Here is an 18,007-nt window from a genome sequence, read left to right as displayed (position 1 = left end):
CGATGGTTGGGCGTCTGGTCATCATCGGGGGCGGAATGGCGGCGGGGCGCCTCTTGGAGGCGCTCGCCGATGCGGGCTCGGACTGGAAGGTCACGCTGATCAACGCCGAACCGCGCGGCACCTACAACCGGATCATGCTGAGCCCTGTTCTGGCCGGCGAGAAATCCTACCCCGAGATCGTCACCCATGACGACGCTTGGTATCGTGCGCGCGGCGTGGCCTGCCATTTCGGCGCCCGCGTGACCGGGATCGACCGCGCCGCGCAGACGGTCACGCTCGCTTCCGGCACCGCGATCGGCTACGACCGGCTGGTCATCGCCACCGGCGCGATGCCGTTGATCCCGCCGATGCCCGGCGCCGATCTGGAGGGCGTGATCGCCTATCGCGACCTCGAAGACACAGAGCGGATGATGGGCCTTGGAGCGGGTACGCGCGCCGTGGTGATCGGCGGCGGGCTTCTGGGCCTTGAAGCCGCCGCGGGCATGGCCTCGCGCGGGGTCTCGGTGACGGTGGTGCATCGTAATTCGCACCTGCTCGACCGCCAGCTGGACCCGGCTGCCGCAGGGCTGTTGCAGCGCGATCTTGAAGCGCGCGGCATCCGCGTGCTGACCTCGGCGATGACGCAGGAAATCCGTGGCGAGGCCGGGCAGGCCCGCGCGCTGGTGCTCGAAGACGGCACCGAACTGCCCTGCGACCTCCTGGTCATGGCGGCGGGCATCCGCCCCAATATCGCACTGGCCGAGGCAGCGGGGCTTGAGTGCGCGCGCGGCATCCTGGTCGATGCGCAGATGCGCAGCTCGGACCCGGCGATCCTTGCCATCGGCGAATGCATCGAGTTCGATGGTCAGACCTTCGGCCTTGTCGCCCCGGTCTTCGACCACGCGCTGGTCGCCGCCGACACGCTGCTCGGGCGCCGCACCGCCTACGCGATCAAGGAGGTTTCGGCCAAGCTCAAGGTCACCGGCTGCGACCTGTTCTCGGCGGGCGATTTCGCCGATCTGCCGGGCCGCCACGAGATCGTTCTGAACGATCCGCTGCGCCGCCGTTACCGCCGCCTCGTGATCGAGAACGACCGCATCATCGGCATCGTCCTTTATGGCGACACCGCAGACGGCACCTGGTTCTTCAACATGATGCGCGACGGCACCGAGATTGCGCCGCTGCGCGACACGCTGATTTTCGGCCCTGCCTATCAACCGGAGCAAGCCGCATGAAAGACGTCTCCTCGCCCTGCGAAATCCGCTCGACCTGCCCCTATTGCGGCGTCGGTTGCGGGGTCATCCTGCGCCCCGACGGGATGGGCGGGCTGACGCTGCGCGGCGACCCGGACCACCCGGCGAATTACGGGCGGCTTTGTTCCAAGGGCTCGGCGCTGGGCGAGACCGTCTCGCTCGAAGGGCGGGTGCTCGCGCCGCAGGTGAACGGACAGGAGACCGACTGGGACAGCGCGCTTGATCTGGTCGCGTCGCGCTTTCGCGACACGATCGCCGCGCATGGGCCCGACAGCGTGGCCTTCTATGTCTCGGGGCAGCTCCTGAACGAGGATTACTACGTCGCCAACAAACTGATGAAGGGCTTCATCGGCTCGGCCAATATCGACACCAATTCGCGGCTCTGCATGGCCTCGACAGTCGCCGGGCACAAACGCGCCTTCGGCACCGATACCGTGCCCGGCACCTACGAAGACCTCGAAGAGGCCGACCTGATCGTGCTGGTCGGATCGAACCTCGCCTGGTGCCACCCGGTTCTTTATCAGCGCATCCTCGCGGCGCGCAAAGAACGCGGCGCCAAGCTGGTGGTGATCGACCCGCGCCGCACTTCGTCCTGTGACGGGGCCGAGATGCACCTCGCGATCGCGCCGGGCGGCGATGTGGCGCTGTTCAACGGGCTTCTGGCCGCGATCGCGCGACAAGGCGCGGTGGATCACGACTTCCTCGCCCATGTCGAAGGGTTCGACGCCGCGCTGGCCGCCGCCGAGGCGCAACGCCTCGCGCCCACCGGGCTGTCGCAAGACGAGATGCAGGCCTTCTTCGACCTCTGGATTGGCACCGAAAAGGTCGTCACCATCTTCAGCCAGGGCGTGAACCAGTCCTCTTCGGGCACCGACAAGGTCAACGCGATCACCAATTGCCACCTTGCCACGGGCCGCATCGGCAAGCCGGGGCTTGGGCCGTTCTCGGTCACCGGGCAGCCGAACGCGATGGGCGGGCGCGAAGTGGGCGGGCTCGCCAACATGCTCGCCTGCCACCTCGACCTCGAGAACGCGACCCATCGCACCGCCGTGCAGGGCTTCTGGGATGCGCCGACGATCCCGCAGGGCGCGGGGCTGAAGGCCGTCGACATGTTCCGCGCGGTCGGCGAGGGCCGGATCAAGGCGCTCTGGATCATCCACACCAACCCCGCCGTTTCCATGCCCGATGCAGACGCCGTGCGCGCCGCGATCGCAGGCTGCGATTTCGTCGTGGTTTCCGACATCACCGGCGAGACCGACACTGCGCGGCTGGCCGATGTGCTCCTGCCCGCCTCGGCCTGGGCGGAAAAAGAGGGCACCGTCACCAATTCCGACCGCACCATCTCGCGCCAGCGCGCAGCCCTGCCGGTGCCGGGCCAGGCACGGGCGGATTGGGATATCCTCGCCGATGTCGGGCGCCGCATGGGCTGGACCTCGGCCTTCGATTTCCAGTCGACCGCCGAGATCTTCCGCGAGTACGCGGCGCTTTCGGGCATCGCCGGCGCGCTCGGGCGCGACTTTGACATCTCGGGGCTCGCGGACTTGTCCGACAGCGATTACGAGGCCCTCGCCCCCACCCGCTGGCCGGTCAGCGCCGGCAAGCAGGGCGGTCGTTTCTTTGCCGATGGCAAGTTCTTCCATGACGGCGGCAAGGCCAAAATGCTGGCGCTCAGCCAGCGCGCGCCGGTCTCGGCGCTGGATACCGAACACCCGTTCCGCCTGAACACCGGGCGGCTGCGCGACCAGTGGCACACGATGACGCGCACCGCGCGCTCGCCGCGGCTTTCGGCGCATCGCCCCGAGCCCTTCGTCGAGATCCACCCCGAAGACGCCGCCCGCCTCGGCATCGGCGCCTCGGATCTCGTGCGGCTGAAAAACGCCACCGGCAGCGCGATCCTGCGCGCGCGGATCACCTCGGCGCAGCGCCCGGGCGAGCTGTTTGCACCGATGCACTGGACGGGCGAAACCGGCCCGACCGCGCGCATCGACGCGCTTGTCCCCGCCGTGACCGACCCGGTCTCGGGCCAGCCCGAAAGCAAGGCCGCGACGGTTTCGGCGGCCAAGGTCGAGGCGGCCTGGTACGGGTTCGCGATCTCGGCGCGCGCACTCGCGCCGCGCTGCGATTACTGGACGGTGGCCCGCGCGGGCTCTGGCTGGCGCGCCGAGCTGGCCGGGTTCTCGGAGATCGCCGACTGGGAGGCCGAGGCGCGCCGCCTCTTCGACTGCCCCGGCGCCGAAATGCAATCCGTGACCGACGTGGCCCGCGGGCTGACGCGGCTTGCCTTCCACGAAGACGGGCGGCTGGTGGCGGCGCTGTTCATCGCGCGCGAACCGGTCGCGGTGATGCGCGACTACCTCGCCCACCTGCCCGGCACCGAGGCGCCCGAGGCGATCTCGGGTCGCCCGCCCGCCGATCAGCCCGATCCGGGTCCGGTGCTGTGTTCGTGCTTCTCGGTCGGGGTTAACACGATCCTGGACGCGATCGAAACGCAGGGGCTGCGCAGCGTCGACGAGATCGGCCGCGCGCTGCAGGCCGGCACCAATTGCGGCTCGTGCAAGCCGGAGCTGGCCGCGCTGCTCGAACGGTTTACCACGCGCCACGCGGCGGAATGACGGAGAGCCATGATGAAAGACATCTTCCGCCAGACGCTGAGCCAACCGCCGCAATCCGCCCCCGACGGGCGCAAGGGCTCGATCGTGCTTGTCGGCGCGGGGCCGGGCGCGGCCGACCTGCTGACGCTGCGCGCGCTGAACCGGCTGCGCGAGGCCGAGGTGATCTTTTACGACCGGCTCGTCGACCCCGAGGAGCTTGAGCTGGCCAACCCCAAGGCCGAGCGCGTCTATGTCGGCAAGGCCGTGGGCAATTGCGCCTGGCCGCAGGACAAGATCTGCGAGATGATCGTGGCCGAGGCGCTGAAAGGGCGGCGCGTGCTGCGGCTGAAATCCGGCGATCCGGGCATTTTCGGCCGCGCCACCGAAGAGCTGGAGGCCGCCCGCGCCGAAGGGATCGCGGTGGAAATCGTGCCGGGCGTGACCGCCGCCTGTGCCGCCGCCGCCGCAGCCGGTCGCTCGCTGACCGAGCGTGGCGTGTCGGATGCGCTGGTGCTGACCACCGGCATGAACCGCGCGGGCGATCCGCTGCCCGAGGCCACCCGCCACGCCCAGCCGGGCACCGCCTATGCCTTCTACATGGCGGTGGCGCAGGCCACGCGCATTCGCGACGGGCTGATCGGTCTGGGGCTGCCCGGAACCGCGCCGGTGACGGTGGCGGTCGAGGTGTCGAAACCCGGTCAGCGCGTGTTGGAGTGCACGCTGAAAACCCTGCCAGAGACGCTGGAACAACAAGGCGTCATCGGCTGCGCGACGCTTCTTGTGACTTGGCCCAAGACCGATGCCGCGACGCAGAATGCTGCGCGGCGAAACGCAGCGAAATCCACGGCCCCGGTCGCCTGAGCGCCGAAAATCAGTAGGAGTATTCGGCGTAAATCCGGCTTAGGTCGCCCTGCCATTCGCCGTGGTATTTCTCCAGCAGCTCATCGGCAGGAACGCGGCCGCTCTCGACCGATTCCTCGAGCGCATTGAGGAAATGCGTCTCATCCGGGACCATGCCGCCCGCGCCCGAACGCGCCCGCGCCTTGAGGCCCGCATGCGCGATCGCCACCGCTTCGCGCGCGAGGTCATGCAGCTTGACGCCGCCCGCCTCGCCCTGCAGCGCATCGCGTGCCGCCGCGCGGCGCAGACCCTCGCGGGTCTCGTCATCCCAGCCCTTCACCAGGTCCCACGCCGCATCCAGCGCCGACTGGTCATACATCAGACCGACCCAGAGCGCCGGCAGCGCACAAAGCCTGCGCCACGGCCCGCCATCGGCGCCGCGCATCTCGATGTATTTCTTCACGCGCGCCTCGGGGAACACGGTCGTCATATGATCGGCCCAGTCCGAGAGCGTCGGCTTTTCGCCCGGCAGCGCAGGCAGCTCGCCCTTCAGGAAATCGCGGAAGGACTGACCCAGAGCGTTGATATACTGGCCGTTGCGGTAGACGAAATACATCGGCACATCGAGCACATACTCGACCCAGCGCTCATAGCCCGCGCCCTCTTCGAACATGAAGGGCAGCATGCCGGTGCGCGCGGGATCAAGGTTTTGCCAGACATTCGCGCGCCAAGACTTGAAGCCATTCGGCTTGCCATCGAGGAAGGGCGAATTGGCGAACAGCGCCGTCGCCACCGGCTGCAGCGCCAGCGCCACGCGCATCTTCTGCACCATGTCGGCTTCCGACGCGAAATCGAGGTTCACCTGCACGGTGCAGGTCCGGTACATCATGGTTTTGCCCATGGTGCCGACCTTGTCCATGTAGTCGGTCATCAGCCGGTAACGGCCCTTGGGCATCATCGGCATCTGGTCTTCGCGCCACTCGGGCGCGGCGCCCATCCCGATGAACCGCGCGCCGATGCGGTCGGCCACCTGATGTACTTCGCGCAGGTGCTCGTTCACCTCGTCGCAGGTCTGGTGGATGGTTTCCAGGGGCGCGCCCGACAGCTCCAGCTGCCCGCCCGGTTCAAGGCTGACATTGGCGCCGTTCAGTTGCAGCCCGATGATCTTGTCCTGCTCGAGGATCGGCTGCCAGCCGAACTCGTCGCGCAGCCCTTCGAGCATCGCCTTGACCGAACGCGGCCCGTCATAGGGCAGCGGCTTCAGCGCGTCTTCGCAATAGCCGAATTTCTCGTGCTCGGTGCCGATGCGCCAGGCCTCGCGCGGCTTTTCGCCCGAGGCGATATATTCGGCCAGCTGCTCGTATCGTTCGATCGGGCCGCCGCCCTCTTGCGGAATGGACATCGGTGCCTCGCGCGCGTGTCAGGGAAAACTTACGTGGAGCGAAGACGGAGGGGAGTCAAGCGCGATCGACCGCACCCGGGGCTGCACGTTTCCACAGCGATTGTGCGGGCAAGTCGCGGTCAAGCGCGGCGGCGAGCGCGCCCATGTCGATACCGGGCAGACTTGAGAACGCGTCATACAGCACCGCCGCGCCATGCGCCGCCACCGGGATCAGGACCGCCGAGCCATCCTTGCCCTTGAGGCGCCAGTGCTTGCGCCCGCGCAGGGTCAGCAGGCGGATCTCGGACAGGTCCTCAAGCGCGACATAGCCACCCAGCCCCTGCCCCGCGCCGAAATAGCCGATCTGGCCCTCGTCCAGCTCGACCACGCCCGGGTCCGCTACGGGGCGCGCAAAACGCAGGCGGCGCAGCGCGATCACCAGCCAGCCCGCGCCCAGCGCCCCGATCAGCGCGCCCACGGGCTGCAACAGCCAGCCGCCGAGCGAGGCGATCCAGACGCCGAGCGCCAGAACCGCCGCAGCCGCCGCGCTTTCCTGCCAGAGCCGCAGCCGCGCGGCGAGTTCAGGCCGGATCACCGCCAGTCCCCCAGCGCCGCCTGCCAGAGCGTGATCGCCGCCACCGCCGCCGTGTCGGCGCGCAGGATGCGTGGGCCGAGGCTAACGGGCGTGACGAAGGGCAACGCGCGGAGCTTTTCACGTTCCGCCTCGGAGAACCCGCCCTCGGGCCCGATCAGGATCGCCCAAGGACCGGGCGCCAGACCCGCCAGCGTCTCAGCCGCGCCGACAAGGCTTTCGTCGGCCCAGAGAATGCGCCGCGCCCCGTCCCAGCCCGCCAGCAGCTTGGACAGAGGCACCATCTCATCGACCGGAGGCACGAAGGTGCCCAGGCATTGCTCGGCCGCCTCCAGCGCATGGGCCTGCAACCGATCCTGCCGGATGCGACCGGAATTGGTGAACTCGGTCTGCACCGGCAGGATCCGCGCGCAGCCCAGCTCGGCGGCCTTCTCCACGATGAAATCGGTGCGCTCCTTCTTGATCGGCGCAAAGATCAGCCAGAGGTCCGGCGGCATCTGCTGCGGCGCGGCCTGTTCGCGGCAGGCAAGGATGCCGCGCTTTTTCCCGGCCTCGACGACCTCCGAGGTCCACTCGCCATCGCGCCCGTTGAACAGCGCGATTGCATCGCCCACGCCCTTGCGCATCACCCCGAAAAGGTAATGCGCCTGCTCGGGCGAGAGCGGCACGGCTTGCCCCACCCCTAAAGGGTGCTCTACACAAAGGCGGATCTTGGCGCGGGTCGGTGTCTGCATGATGAGGCGAAATCTATGAAAGCGGCGCAGGAAATGCCAGAGGCGAAGGGACCGGAGACCGGTGTCGTCGCGGATTCCGTGGGCAATTGGGTCGATCGGCTGGCGCCGCCGGCCACGCGACCCTTTCTGCGACTGGCGCGTGCCGATCGCCCAGCGGGGACCTGGCTCTTGCTTTTGCCCTGCTGGTGGGGGATCGCGCTGGCCGCAGCCGCGACCGGACCGCGCTGGGCCGATCTGTGGCTCGCGATCGCCTGCGCGGCGGGCGCGTTCCTGATGCGCGGCGCGGGCTGCACCTGGAACGACATCACCGATCGCGAGTTCGACGCCGCCGTCGCGCGCACCCGCTCGCGGCCGATCCCTTCGGGGCAAGTCAGCGTGAAGGGCGCGCTGGCGTTTCTGGTGCTGCAGGTGGCGCTGGGCGGCGCGATCCTGATGACGTTCAATGTTCCCGCGATCGTGACTGGGCTCGTCTCGCTCGGACCGGTGGCGCTCTACCCCTTTGCCAAGCGTTTCACCTGGTGGCCGCAGCTGTTTCTGGGCATCGCCTTCAACTGGGGCGCGCTGGTGGGCTGGGTCGCGCATACCGGCAGCCTCGGCGCGCCGGCGGTGGCGCTCTATCTGGCGGGGATGGTCTGGACGCTGTTCTACGACACGATCTACGCCCATCAGGACAAGGAAGACGACGCGCTGATCGGGGTGAAATCGACGGCACGGCTGTTTGGCGCGGATAGCGCGAAATGGCTGGGCGGATTCCTGATCGCTTCGGTCGCGCTGATGACGATCGCGGTGCTCTGGGCGCTCCTGCCAGGGGCCGCCAACCCGCTGGTGCTGGCGCTCTGTCTGGCCGCGCCCTGGGCCTTCGGCTGGCACATGCTCTGGCAGATGCGCGGGCTCGACATCGACAGCCCTGAAACCTGCCTGCGCCTGTTCCGCGCCAACCGCGACACCGGGCTTCTGGTTGCGCTGTTTCTTGCCGCTGGCGCAATCGTGCGATTGATCCTCGGGTGAGCCGCCCTTAAGGAGAATACACCTAGACTGGGAGGCCCCCCGCGCGATGGCACTTCGCCCCAAGATCATGACCCCGGCAGCCTTTGGCGTGGCCGCAGTTCTGTCTTTTGCCGCGGCAAGCGGAATCGCGGCATTGGTCGAGGACCAGTCCGGCAAGGCGGTGAAGCTGGCGCTGGAGGCCGATGGCCATGGCTGGGCGCAGGTGCAGACCGACGGGCTTCAGGTGATCCTGGCAGGCACCGCCCCCGACGAGGCCGAACGGTTCCGCGCCGTATCAAAAGCAGGCACCGCCGTCGACAAGGACCGGATCATCGACGTGATCGACGTCGAGACCCGCACCATCCTCGCGGCCCCGGAATTCTCGCTCGAGATCCTGCGCAACGGCGAAGGCATCCAGTTGATCGGGCTGCTGCCCAAGGGCTCGAAGCGCGGCAAGATGATCGAGGGCCTGCGCGAGGTCGCCAAGGATCGCCCCGTCACCGACATGCTCGAAACCGTCGATTACCCGGCCCCCGTGGACTGGCAGCCGGCGGTGGACTTCGCGCTTGAGGCGCTGGCCACGCTGCCGCGCTCCAAGATTTCGGTGCAGGCGGGCAAGGTCGATATCGTCGCGATCACCGACTCGCGCGAGGAAAAGGCCCGGATCGAAACCACGCTCGCGCGGCGACGCCCGAGCGATCTGGTGCTGAGCTTCGACATTTCCGCACCGCGTCCGGTGATCACGCCCTTCACGCTGCGCTTCCTGATCGACACCGAGGGCGCACGGTTCGACGCCTGCTCGGCCGATACCGAAGAGGCCCGCAACCAGATCCTCGCCGCCGCACGCGAGGCCGGTGCCGAAGGCGCGCTCGGCTGCACCATCGGCATGGGCACCCCCTCGCCCGACTGGGCCAGAGCGGTCTCGATGACGCTGCGCGGGCTCAAGGAGCTGGGCGCTGGCTCGGCCACCTTCTCGGATGCCGATATCGCGCTTTCGGCCGCACCGTCGGTTTCGCCGCGCGATTTCGACCGCGTCGTGGGCGAGCTGGAATCGAACCTCCCCGAGGTGTTCTCACTCAAGGCCGAACTGGAGCGCCCCGAGACGAAAGCTGCGGACACGATCGAATTTCTTGCCGACAAGGGCGATGACGGGCAGCTGACGCTGCGCGGGCGTGTCCTGGATGACGCGCAGCGCACGCTGATCGAAAACTATGCCCGCGCACTCTTTGGCCATGACAGCGTCTATGGCGCGATGCGCAGCACCAAGGGCCTGCCCGAAGGCTGGTCGGTGCGCGCGATGGCCGGGCTCGAAGCGCTGGCCGAGCTGCACGAAGGGCAGCTTCTGGTCACCCCCGACCTGATGCGCGTCACCGGCGTCAGCGGCAATGCGAATGCCTCCGACGAGGTTGCACGGGTGCTCGCCGGCCATCTGGGCGAAGGCGCCCGGATCGACCTCAAGGTGCAATATGACAAGCGGCTCGATCCCGTGCTGTCGCTGCCCGACGGCCCCGAATGCGTGCGCCGCCTGAATGCCGCGGTCGAACATGCCAAGATCACCTTCGAGCCGGGCTCTTCCACGATCGCCGCCGAGGGCGCGGGCGCCATGGATGGGCTTGCCGCCGCGATGAAGGATTGCGAGGAGTTCCGTATCGAAGTCGGCGGCCACACGGATTCGCAAGGCCGCGACGAGATGAATCTCTCGCTCTCGCAGGACCGGGCGCAAGCGGTGGTGCGCGCGCTGATGGACCGCCGGATCTCGGTGCGCAACATGACCGCCAAGGGCTTTGGCGAGACCCAGCCGATCGCCGATAACGACACCGAAGAGGGCCGCGAGGCCAACCGCCGGATCGAATTCGTGCTGCTCGACACCGAGCCGATGGAACAGGGCGAAGCCGCCGTCGCCGAAGTCCCGACCCCGATCCCCGACGCGGTCGATGCCGAACCGAGCGAAGAAGAACTCAACGCCGAGTTTACCGAAACCGACGCCGCGCCGATGGAACACGAAGGCGAGGAACCGGCAGAAGAGCCCGCGCCAGAAGACATGGCGACCGAAGACGCCCAGGCTGAAAGCGATGCGCCGACGGCCGAGGCCCCCGACGCGTCCGCAGATCCCGCCCCCACGGAGCCCGAAGCGGCACCCGCCCCCGCCACGGAAACCACGACCACCGATCCGGCCGCGACCGACCAGCCCGAGGCTGACCCGCCCGCGATCGAGGTGCAGACCCCGGACAAGACGACGCCCCGGCCCCTCCCGCGCCCGCAAGGGCTCGGCGACGGCCAGTAACGGAGGCCCAGATGAACAATATCCAATTCACCATCGCCACCGCGATCATCCTCTTCATCGCCTTCGCGCTGGGCTGGGTCGCCTCCTGGCTGATCCACCGCCTGACCCGCGTCACCCGCGCCGACATGGGCGAGCTGGAACAGATGGCACAGGCTCTGCACGAGGCCGAGGAAACCCGCGAACAGGCGATCATCTATGTCGAGCAGCGCGAAGCCGAGTTGATGAACCAGATCAACCAGACCGAGGCGGAACTGCGCGCCGCGATGGACGGGCTACGCGACGCCCGCCACGAAGCCGAAGAGCTGCGCAGCTATATCGAACGCATGCAGAAAAGCTGACCGGCTTTCATCGAGCCTGAAATACTCCGGGGAGCTCGCTGCAGGCGAGCGGGGGCAACGCCCCCTCAGGCGCGCACCACCCCGCGCAACAGCGGCAACGCCGCCCGCACCAGATCATGCAACTCCGGGTCCTCAGTCCGCGCCAGCAACTCGGCGCGCATCGTCGGCGACCAGTTGTCATTGATATGGGCCGCGACCGCCGCCGCATTGTCGCCCGGCTGGCTTTCAAAGAAACGGGCGATCTGGTTCGCCATCTTGATCTCTTTCCGCATCACTTCGCTCCGTCGAACCGCTCGGGGTGACAATAGATTTCAGGGGCACGACTGCCTGCGCGCCCGATCAGGGTGATCCCGGCGCGCTCGGCCTCGGCCACGGCCAGTCCGGTCGCCGCGCCCGCGCCCATCAGCACTTCGGCCCCGATCATCGCGGCCTTCTGCACCAGATCGACCGAGAGCCGCGAGGTCATCACCAGCGCACCGCCAGCCTGCCCGGCCAGCTTCCCGGCCAGCTTGTCGAGCGCATTATGGCGCCCGACATCCTCGGCCTGCGCAATCAGCCCCGCGCCCGGCCGCCACAGCCCCGCCGCATGGCAGCCACGCACCCGGTCGTGGATCTCCTGCGCGCGCTCCAGATCGGCCAGCGCGCGGCCCGGATCGCCCGGGCGCAGCCGCAATGCCCGCGGGATCACCGGCGGCACCGCGCGCAGCGCCTGCTCGATGGACTCGATCCCGCAGAGCCCGCAGCCCACCGGCCCCATCATCGCCCGGCGGCGGTCACGAAACGCCGCGCCCGGCGCCTCGGCCAGCCAGGCCCGCGCCTCGATGCCCGCGCCCTGTTCGACGATTTCGCTGCGCAGCACTTCGGCGGGCGCGGCGATGATGCCTTCGGTCAGGGCAAAGCCCAGAAGGAACTCGGGCAGGTCGGCGGGCGTCGCCATCATCACCGCCTGAGTGACCCCATCAAAGACCAGCGCGACGGGCACTTCGGCGGCCAGCGCATAGCTGCCCGCCTGCACCCAGCCCGGCCCGTCGCGGCTCATTCCGCCGCCTCGATGCGGCGCGCCCGCGCCGCCTGTTCGGCGTAATCGCTCTGCCAGTCCGAGGGCCCGTTCGACGGTGCCACCTGCACCGCCGTCACCTTGTATTCGGGGCAGTTGGTGGCCCAGTCCGAATTGTCGGTGGTGACCACATTGGCCTGCGTGCCCGGATGGTGGAACGTCGTGTAGACCACCCCCGGCGCAACGCGATCGGTCACCTCGGCGCGCAGGCTCGTCTCGCCCGAGCGGCTGGCCAGACGCACCCAGTCGCCGGTCTTGATACCGCGGTTTTCGGCATCATGCGGGTGGATTTCCAGCACGTCCTGATCGTGCCAGACCGTGTTCGCGGTGCGCCGCGTCTGCGCGCCGACGTTATACTGCGACAAGATCCGACCCGTCGTCAGCAGCAGCGGGAAGCGCGGGCCGGTGCGTTCGTCTGTCGGCACATAGGCCGTGCGGATGAACCGCCCCTTGCCACGCACGAAGCCATCGACATGCATCACCGGAGACCCGTCCGGCGCCGCATCATTGCAGGGCCACTGGACCGAGCCGCGCTCGTCCAGAAGATCGAAGGTGACATTGGCAAAGCCCGGCGTCGTCGCGGCGATCTCGGCCATGATCTGCGCGGGGTGGTCATAGGCCCAGCCCGCCCCCATCGCATTCGCCAGCGCCTGCGTCACCTCCCAGTCGGCCAACCCGTTCTTGGGCGCCATCACGCGCCGCACGCGGTTGATGCGACGCTCGGCATTGGTGAAGGTCCCGTCCTTTTCTAGGAAGGTCGAGCCCGGCAGGAAGACATGGGCGTAATTGGCGGTTTCGTTCAGGAACAGGTCATGCACGATCACGCAATCCATCGCCGCAAGCCCCGCGGCCACATGGCGGGTGTCGGGGTCGGATTGCAGGATGTCCTCGCCCTGAATGTAGATCCCCTTGAACCGCCCCGCCATAGCCTCATCGAGCATGTTCGGAATGCGCAGCCCCGGCTCCGGGTCAAGCGTAACGCCCCAGGCCGCCTCGAAGATCGCGCGGGTGTCAGGGTCCGAGACATGGCGATAGCCCGGCAGTTCATGCGGGAATGAGCCCATGTCACACGAGCCCTGCACGTTGTTCTGGCCACGCAGCGGGTTCACGCCGACGCCCGGGCGACCGATATTGCCGGTCATCATCGCGAGGTTCGCGATCGCGATCACCGTGGTCGAACCCTGTGAATGCTCGGTCACGCCCAGCCCGTAATAGATCGCGCCATTGGGGGCGGCGGCATAGGCGCGCGCGGCTTCGCGCAGTGTCGCGGCCGGCACGCCGGTCAGCGCCTCGACCGCCTCGGGGGCGTAATCGGGGTTGGCGACGAACTCGGCGTAATCGGCCCATTCCTCCCAGTCGCAGCGGGCGCGGATGAAGGCCTCATCGAACAGCCCCTCGGTCACGATCACATGGGCCATCGCGGTCATAACGGCCACGTTGGTGCCCGGTCGCAGCGCGAGGTGCCAGGCCTCGCCCAGATGCGGCGTTTCCAGCAGGTCGATGCGGCGCGGGTCGATCACAATGAGCTTCGCGCCCGCCCGCAGCCGCTTCCGCAGCCGCGAGGCAAAGACCGGGTGGCCATCGGTCGGGTTGGCGCCGATCACCACCGCCAGATCGACCTCTTCGACCGAGTCGAAATTCTGCGTGCCCGCCGAGGTGCCAAAGGTCTGCTTCAGCCCGTAGCCGGTGGGCGAGTGGCAGACCCGCGCGCAGGTATCGGTGTTGTTCGTGCCAAAGACAGCCCGCGCGAGTTTCTGCACGAGGTAGGTTTCCTCATTGGTGCAGCGCGACGAGGTGATGACGCCCAGCGCGTCCTTGCCGTGGCGCTCGCGCAGCGCGTTCAGCCGCCCGGCGGCAAAGCCCAGCGCCTCATCCCACGACACTTCACGCCAGGGCTGGTCGATGCTGTCGCGGATCATCGGGTTCAGGATCCGGTCCTTGTGGGTCGCATAACCCCAGGCGAACCGGCCCTTGACGCAGCTATGGCCGCGGTTCGCCTCGCCGCCCTTCCAGGGCACCATGCGCACCAGTTCCTCACCGCGCATCTGCGCCTCAAAGCTGCACCCCACGCCGCAATAGGCGCAGGTGGTCACCACTGAGCGTTCGGGCAGGCCGATCTCTTCGACCGATTTCTCGACCAGTGTCGCGGTCGGGCAGGCCTGCACGCAGGCGCCACAGCTGACGCAATCCGACGACAGGAAATCGGGCGCGGCGGGCGAGATGCGGGAGTCGAAGCCACGGCCCTCGACGGTCAGGGCAAAAGTGCCCTGCACCTCTTCGCAGGCGCGCACACAGCGCATGCAGACGATGCATTTCGCCGGGTCGTAGCTGAAATAGGGGTTCGAGACATCCTTGGGGATGTAGCAGGGGTTCGCGGCACCTTCGCTGCGCGGCGCGAAATGGTTGGCACCGGGGCTATAGCGCACCTCGCGCAGCCCCACCGCCGCCGCCATGTCCTGCAACTCGCAATCGCCATTGGCCGCGCAGGTCAGGCAATCGAGCGGGTGATCCGAGATATACAGCTCCATCACGCCACGACGCAGACGCGCCAGTTTCGGCGTCTGGGTCTGGACAACCATCCCATCGCTCACAGGCGTCGTGCAAGACGCCGGCGTGCCGCGCTGACCGGCGATCTCCACCATGCACATCCGGCACGAACCCACGGGTTCGAGCATGTCGGTGGCGCAGAGCTTGGGCACGGTGATCCCGGCCTCTTTCGCCGCGCGCATCACCGAAGTGCCCGCAGGCACGGTCACGCTCTGGCCGTCGATGGTCAGCGTCACGGGCGCGCCTTGGCGTGCGGGCGTCCCCTGATCGGGAATGATGAGATCCTTCATTCGGCGACCTCCTTCCGGGGCGGGCGGAACTCTGCGGGAAAGGCGTTGAGCGCCGAGAGCACCGGGTAGGGCGCGAAGCCCCCCAGCGCGCAGAGCGATCCGTGGGTCATCACTTCGCAGAGGTCTCGCAACAGGGTTTCGGCTTCTGGGTCACCCGCGCGCATCGCGTCGATCACCTCGACGCCGCGGGTCGAGCCGATCCGGCAGGGCGTGCACATGCCGCAGCTTTCATGGGCGCAGAACTCCATCGCGAAGCGCGCCAGCGCGCCCATATCGGCGGTGTCATCGAATACCACAAGACCCGCATGGCCGACGATCCCGTCGCGCTCGGCGCATTCCTCGTAGCCCAGTTTCATGTCGAAATCGGCAGGCGTGAAATAGGCGCCCAGCGGGCCACCGATCTGCACCGCCTTCACCGGACGGCCCGAAGCCGTACCGCCGCCGATCCCCTCGACCAGATCGCCGAGCGTGGTGCCAAAGGCGGTCTCGAACAGCCCGCCATGGCGGATATTGCCCGCCAGCTGAAACGGCATCGTGCCGCGCGAACGCCCGACGCCAAAGGCCGCATAGGCCTCGGCACCATGGGCGAAGATCCAGGGCACCGTCGCCAGCGTCAGCACGTTATTGACCACGGTCGGGCGACCCATGAAGCCATGCAGCGCAGGCAGCGGCGGCTTGGCCCGCACCGTGCCGCGCTTGCCTTCAAGGCTGTTCAGAAGCGAGGTTTCCTCGCCGCAGACATAGGCGCCCGCACCAACGCGGATCTCGATGTCGAAGGCCGGGCCATTGCCCAGAAGCGCCGGGCCAAGCAGCCCCGCCCCCCGCGCCGCATCGCAAGCCGCGCGCATCACCGCGATCGCATTGGGATATTCCGAGCGGATATAGACGAAGCCCTGCGTGGCCCCCACCGAAAGACCGGCAATCGCCATCCCCTCGATCAGCGCGAAAGGATCGCCCTCCATCAGCATGCGGTCGGCGAAGGTGCCGCTGTCGCCCTCGTCGGCATTGCAGACCACGACCTTCTGCGCGGCCTTGGCGCCCGCGACGGTCTTCCACTTGATGCCGGCCGGGAAGCCCGCACCGCCGCGCCCACGCAGCCCCGAGGCCAAGACCTCGTCCAGCCGCGCCTCGGCGCTCATCTCAAGCGCGCGGCGCAGACCGGCAAGCCCGCCTTCGGCCTCATAATCGGCGAGGCTGAGCGGGTCGATGCGACCCACGCGCGCGAAGGTCAGCCGCGTCTGCGCCTTGAAGAACGGGATCTCTTCGACCAGCCCAAGCGCCTTCGGATGAGTCTCCGGCGCATCGAACAACGCGGGCACATCGGCCGGTTCCAGCGGGCCAAAACCGATCCGCCCGGCCTCGGTTTCCACCTCGACCAGCGGTTCGAGCCAGATCATCCCGCGGCTGCCATTGCGCACGATCTCGATGTCTAGGCCGCGCAGCCCCGCCTGCGAGGCCACAGCCGCCGCCACCGCATCGGCGCCGAGCGCCCGCGCCGCCGCATCGCCGGGAACATAGATCTTCATGCCCGCACCTCCTCGGCCAGCCGTTCAGGCGTTGCGCGCGCGATCAGCCGGTCATCGACCTGCGCGGCAGGGCCACAGGCGCAAAGCCCGAGGCAATAGACCGCCTCAAGCGTAACCGCGCCGACGGTCTCGCCCAGCCGCACGCCCAGCGCGCGTTCGAGCCGCGCGATCATCGCTTCGGCGCCCATCGCCTGACAGGCCTCGGCGCGGCAGACGCGGATCACATGGCGGCCCTGCGGCGCGGCGCGGAAATCCTCGTAGAAGGCGATCACGCCCTGCAATTCGGCCGCCGTAATACCCAGCGCCGCGCAGATCGGCTTGTGGGCCTCGACGGGGACGCACCCAAACGCCGCCTGAAGCTCATGCAGCATCGGCAAGAGCGCGCCTTCACGCCCGCGATGGCATGCGACGATTTCCGAAATTCGTTCGGCCTGAGACATTCGGCACCTCCCAATTGGCCCCGAGTCTGACCTATCGCGGAGACCATAAGCAAATCAAAATCCGACGAAGTGGCCACGGAATGCGAAGTGACAGCAGATTATCTGTGCCCCCGGCTTGCCGCGCGGCGGCCCTCCCCCTACATCGGAGGCATGTCGATCCGCGATTACATCCCCGCCCGTTTCAACCGCCAGATCCCGGTGGTGCCACTGATCCGCCTCGATGGCGCGATCGGCGCCTCTGCACGCCCCGGCGCGCAGGGCCTGTCGGACAAGGCGCTCGCCCCGCTGCTTGAACGCGCCTTTCGCAAGAAACCCGCCGCTATCGCGCTGGCGATCAACTCGCCGGGCGGCTCGCCGGTGCAAAGCTCGCTGATCGCGGCGCGCATCCGTCGATTGGCCGAAGAAAACGGCGTGCCCGTGCATGCCTTCGTCGAGGATGTCGCGGCCTCGGGTGGCTATTGGCTCGCCTGCGCCGCCGATGACATCTGGGCCGACCCGGCCTCGATCGTGGGCTCGATCGGCGTGATCTCGGCGGGGTTCGGCCTGCAAGGCTTCATCGAGAAACACGGGATCGAACGGCGGATGCACACGGCGGGCAAGTCGAAAAGCTTCATGGACCCGTTCAGCGCCGAGAAACCGGCCGATGTGAAGCGCCTCAAGGCGCTTTTGGAGCCGATGCACGATATCTTCAAGGACTGGGTGCGCGCGCGGCGTGGCGACAAGCTTGACGCCAAGCACGACCTGTTCACCGGCGAGTTCTGGCTGGGCCGTCAAGCGACGGAGTTCGGCCTGATCGACGGCTGCGCCCATGCCGTGCCCAAGCTGAAAGAGCTGTATGGCGAGAAGGTGCGGATCGTGCCGCTGGGCGTCGCGCGCCCGTGGTATCGGCGCTTCGGCATGGGGCTCGGGGCGGACCTTGGCGCCGCCACCGCCGGCGCAATGATCGACGCCGCCGAAGAGCGCGCACTGTGGCAACGATACGGGCTCTGAACAGATGCTGATCAAGGCAATGACGCTGTTTCTGGTGGCGATGGGAGTGCTCGCCATGTTCGGCAAGCTGCGCCTGCCGGGTCGCCGCTCGCAACCTCGCCTGCAGTCGCGCTGCCCCGATTGCGGCCGCCCCAAGCTCGGCTCCGGCCCCTGCCCCTGCAAGACAAAGGCCTGACAT

Annotated in this window: 15 protein-coding genes and 1 pseudogene; 8 read left to right on the top strand and 8 right to left on the bottom strand. The window is 68.0% G+C overall.

From position 1 onward, the window contains the following. Window positions 1-2 precede the first annotated feature (2 nt). From CLN94_RS11335 to cobA, 3 genes and pseudogenes are all read left to right on the top strand, one after another. A pseudogene (locus CLN94_RS11335) lies at window positions 3-1,196 on the top strand (NAD(P)/FAD-dependent oxidoreductase); the annotation flags it as partial. Between the two features lie 14 nt (window positions 1,197-1,210). Then, window positions 1,211-3,844 carry a nitrate reductase gene (locus CLN94_RS11330; RefSeq protein WP_096434060.1) on the top strand — a complete coding sequence of 878 codons (2,634 nt, stop codon included), beginning with the start codon at window positions 1,211-1,213 and terminating at the stop codon, window positions 3,842-3,844. A gap of 12 nt (window positions 3,845-3,856) precedes the next feature. Beyond that, complete coding sequence (gene cobA / locus CLN94_RS11325) at window positions 3,857-4,684, top strand: uroporphyrinogen-III C-methyltransferase (RefSeq protein ID WP_245845206.1); 828 nt, start codon at window positions 3,857-3,859, stop codon at window positions 4,682-4,684. 10 nt (window positions 4,685-4,694) lie between these two features. Here the strand turns inward: cobA and CLN94_RS11320 are convergent, their stop codons facing one another. Genes CLN94_RS11320 through CLN94_RS11310 form a run of 3 tightly spaced genes read right to left on the bottom strand, consistent with a single transcriptional unit; the run spans window position 4,695 to window position 7,370 of the window. Further along, window positions 4,695-6,065 carry a glutamate--cysteine ligase gene (locus CLN94_RS11320; RefSeq protein ID WP_096434058.1) on the bottom strand — a complete coding sequence of 457 codons (1,371 nt, stop codon included), beginning with the start codon at window positions 6,063-6,065 and terminating at the stop codon, window positions 4,695-4,697. A gap of 55 nt (window positions 6,066-6,120) precedes the next feature. Beyond that, window positions 6,121-6,639, bottom strand: coding sequence for a hypothetical protein (locus CLN94_RS11315; RefSeq protein ID WP_096434057.1), 519 nt, complete (start codon window positions 6,637-6,639; stop codon window positions 6,121-6,123). Continuing rightward, a complete protein-coding gene (locus CLN94_RS11310; protein WP_096434056.1) occupies window positions 6,636-7,370 on the bottom strand; it encodes a 16S rRNA (uracil(1498)-N(3))-methyltransferase in 735 nt (244 codons plus the stop codon). Before CLN94_RS11310 ends, CLN94_RS11315 begins: the two co-directional genes overlap by 4 nt. Before the next feature lie 33 nt (window positions 7,371-7,403). On the opposite strand from CLN94_RS11310, the gene ubiA reads away from it, so the two are divergent. From ubiA to CLN94_RS11295, 3 genes are read left to right on the top strand one after another with little or no spacing between them, the layout of a single operon-like run. Then, a complete protein-coding gene (gene ubiA, locus CLN94_RS11305) occupies window positions 7,404-8,378 on the top strand; it encodes a 4-hydroxybenzoate octaprenyltransferase (protein ID WP_245845204.1) in 975 nt (324 codons plus the stop codon). Between the two features lie 46 nt (window positions 8,379-8,424). Continuing rightward, a complete protein-coding gene (locus CLN94_RS11300; protein ID WP_096434054.1) occupies window positions 8,425-10,641 on the top strand; it encodes an OmpA family protein in 2,217 nt (738 codons plus the stop codon). A gap of 11 nt (window positions 10,642-10,652) precedes the next feature. Beyond that, entirely contained in the window at window positions 10,653-10,979 is a 327-nt protein-coding gene (locus CLN94_RS11295; RefSeq protein WP_096434053.1) for a hypothetical protein, read from the top strand. A 65-nt stretch (window positions 10,980-11,044) separates the two neighbouring features. Here the strand turns inward: CLN94_RS11295 and CLN94_RS11290 are convergent, their stop codons facing one another. Genes CLN94_RS11290 through CLN94_RS11270 form a run of 5 tightly spaced genes read right to left on the bottom strand, consistent with a single transcriptional unit; the run spans window position 11,045 to window position 16,839 of the window. Continuing rightward, a complete protein-coding gene (locus CLN94_RS11290; protein ID WP_096434052.1) occupies window positions 11,045-11,251 on the bottom strand; it encodes a formate dehydrogenase subunit delta in 207 nt (68 codons plus the stop codon). After that, window positions 11,251-12,018 carry a formate dehydrogenase accessory sulfurtransferase FdhD gene (fdhD, locus tag CLN94_RS11285; protein WP_096434051.1) on the bottom strand — a complete coding sequence of 256 codons (768 nt, stop codon included), beginning with the start codon at window positions 12,016-12,018 and terminating at the stop codon, window positions 11,251-11,253. Before fdhD ends, CLN94_RS11290 begins: the two co-directional genes overlap by 1 nt. Continuing rightward, window positions 12,015-14,873, bottom strand: a complete 2,859-nt coding sequence (gene fdhF, locus CLN94_RS11280; RefSeq protein WP_096434050.1) for a formate dehydrogenase subunit alpha — start codon at window positions 14,871-14,873, stop codon at window positions 12,015-12,017. Before fdhF ends, fdhD begins: the two co-directional genes overlap by 4 nt. Continuing rightward, window positions 14,870-16,399, bottom strand: coding sequence for an NADH-ubiquinone oxidoreductase-F iron-sulfur binding region domain-containing protein (locus tag CLN94_RS11275; RefSeq protein WP_096434049.1), 1,530 nt, complete (start codon window positions 16,397-16,399; stop codon window positions 14,870-14,872). Before CLN94_RS11275 ends, fdhF begins: the two co-directional genes overlap by 4 nt. Further along, window positions 16,396-16,839 (bottom strand): NAD(P)H-dependent oxidoreductase subunit E, encoded by a 444-nt coding sequence (locus CLN94_RS11270; RefSeq protein WP_096434048.1) that lies wholly within the window; start codon window positions 16,837-16,839, stop codon window positions 16,396-16,398. The genes CLN94_RS11275 and CLN94_RS11270 overlap by 4 nt, the downstream gene beginning before the upstream one ends. Before the next feature lie 150 nt (window positions 16,840-16,989). Between CLN94_RS11270 and CLN94_RS11265 the strand changes: the two genes are divergently transcribed. Together CLN94_RS11265 and CLN94_RS14010 are read left to right on the top strand one after the other, a co-directional pair. Further along, entirely contained in the window at window positions 16,990-17,829 is an 840-nt protein-coding gene (locus CLN94_RS11265) for a S49 family peptidase (protein WP_096434047.1), read from the top strand. A gap of 4 nt (window positions 17,830-17,833) precedes the next feature. Further along, complete coding sequence (locus CLN94_RS14010) at window positions 17,834-18,004, top strand: hypothetical protein (RefSeq protein WP_179300298.1); 171 nt, start codon at window positions 17,834-17,836, stop codon at window positions 18,002-18,004. The last annotated feature ends 3 nt before the right edge of the window (window positions 18,005-18,007 follow it).

It is taken from the genome of Pseudothioclava arenosa (assembly GCF_002358085.1).
Classification (GTDB): domain Bacteria; phylum Pseudomonadota; class Alphaproteobacteria; order Rhodobacterales; family Rhodobacteraceae; genus Pseudothioclava; species Pseudothioclava arenosa.
The sequence above is the reverse complement of the archived record's forward strand: the minus strand, read 5'-3'. Positions and strand labels throughout refer to the sequence as shown.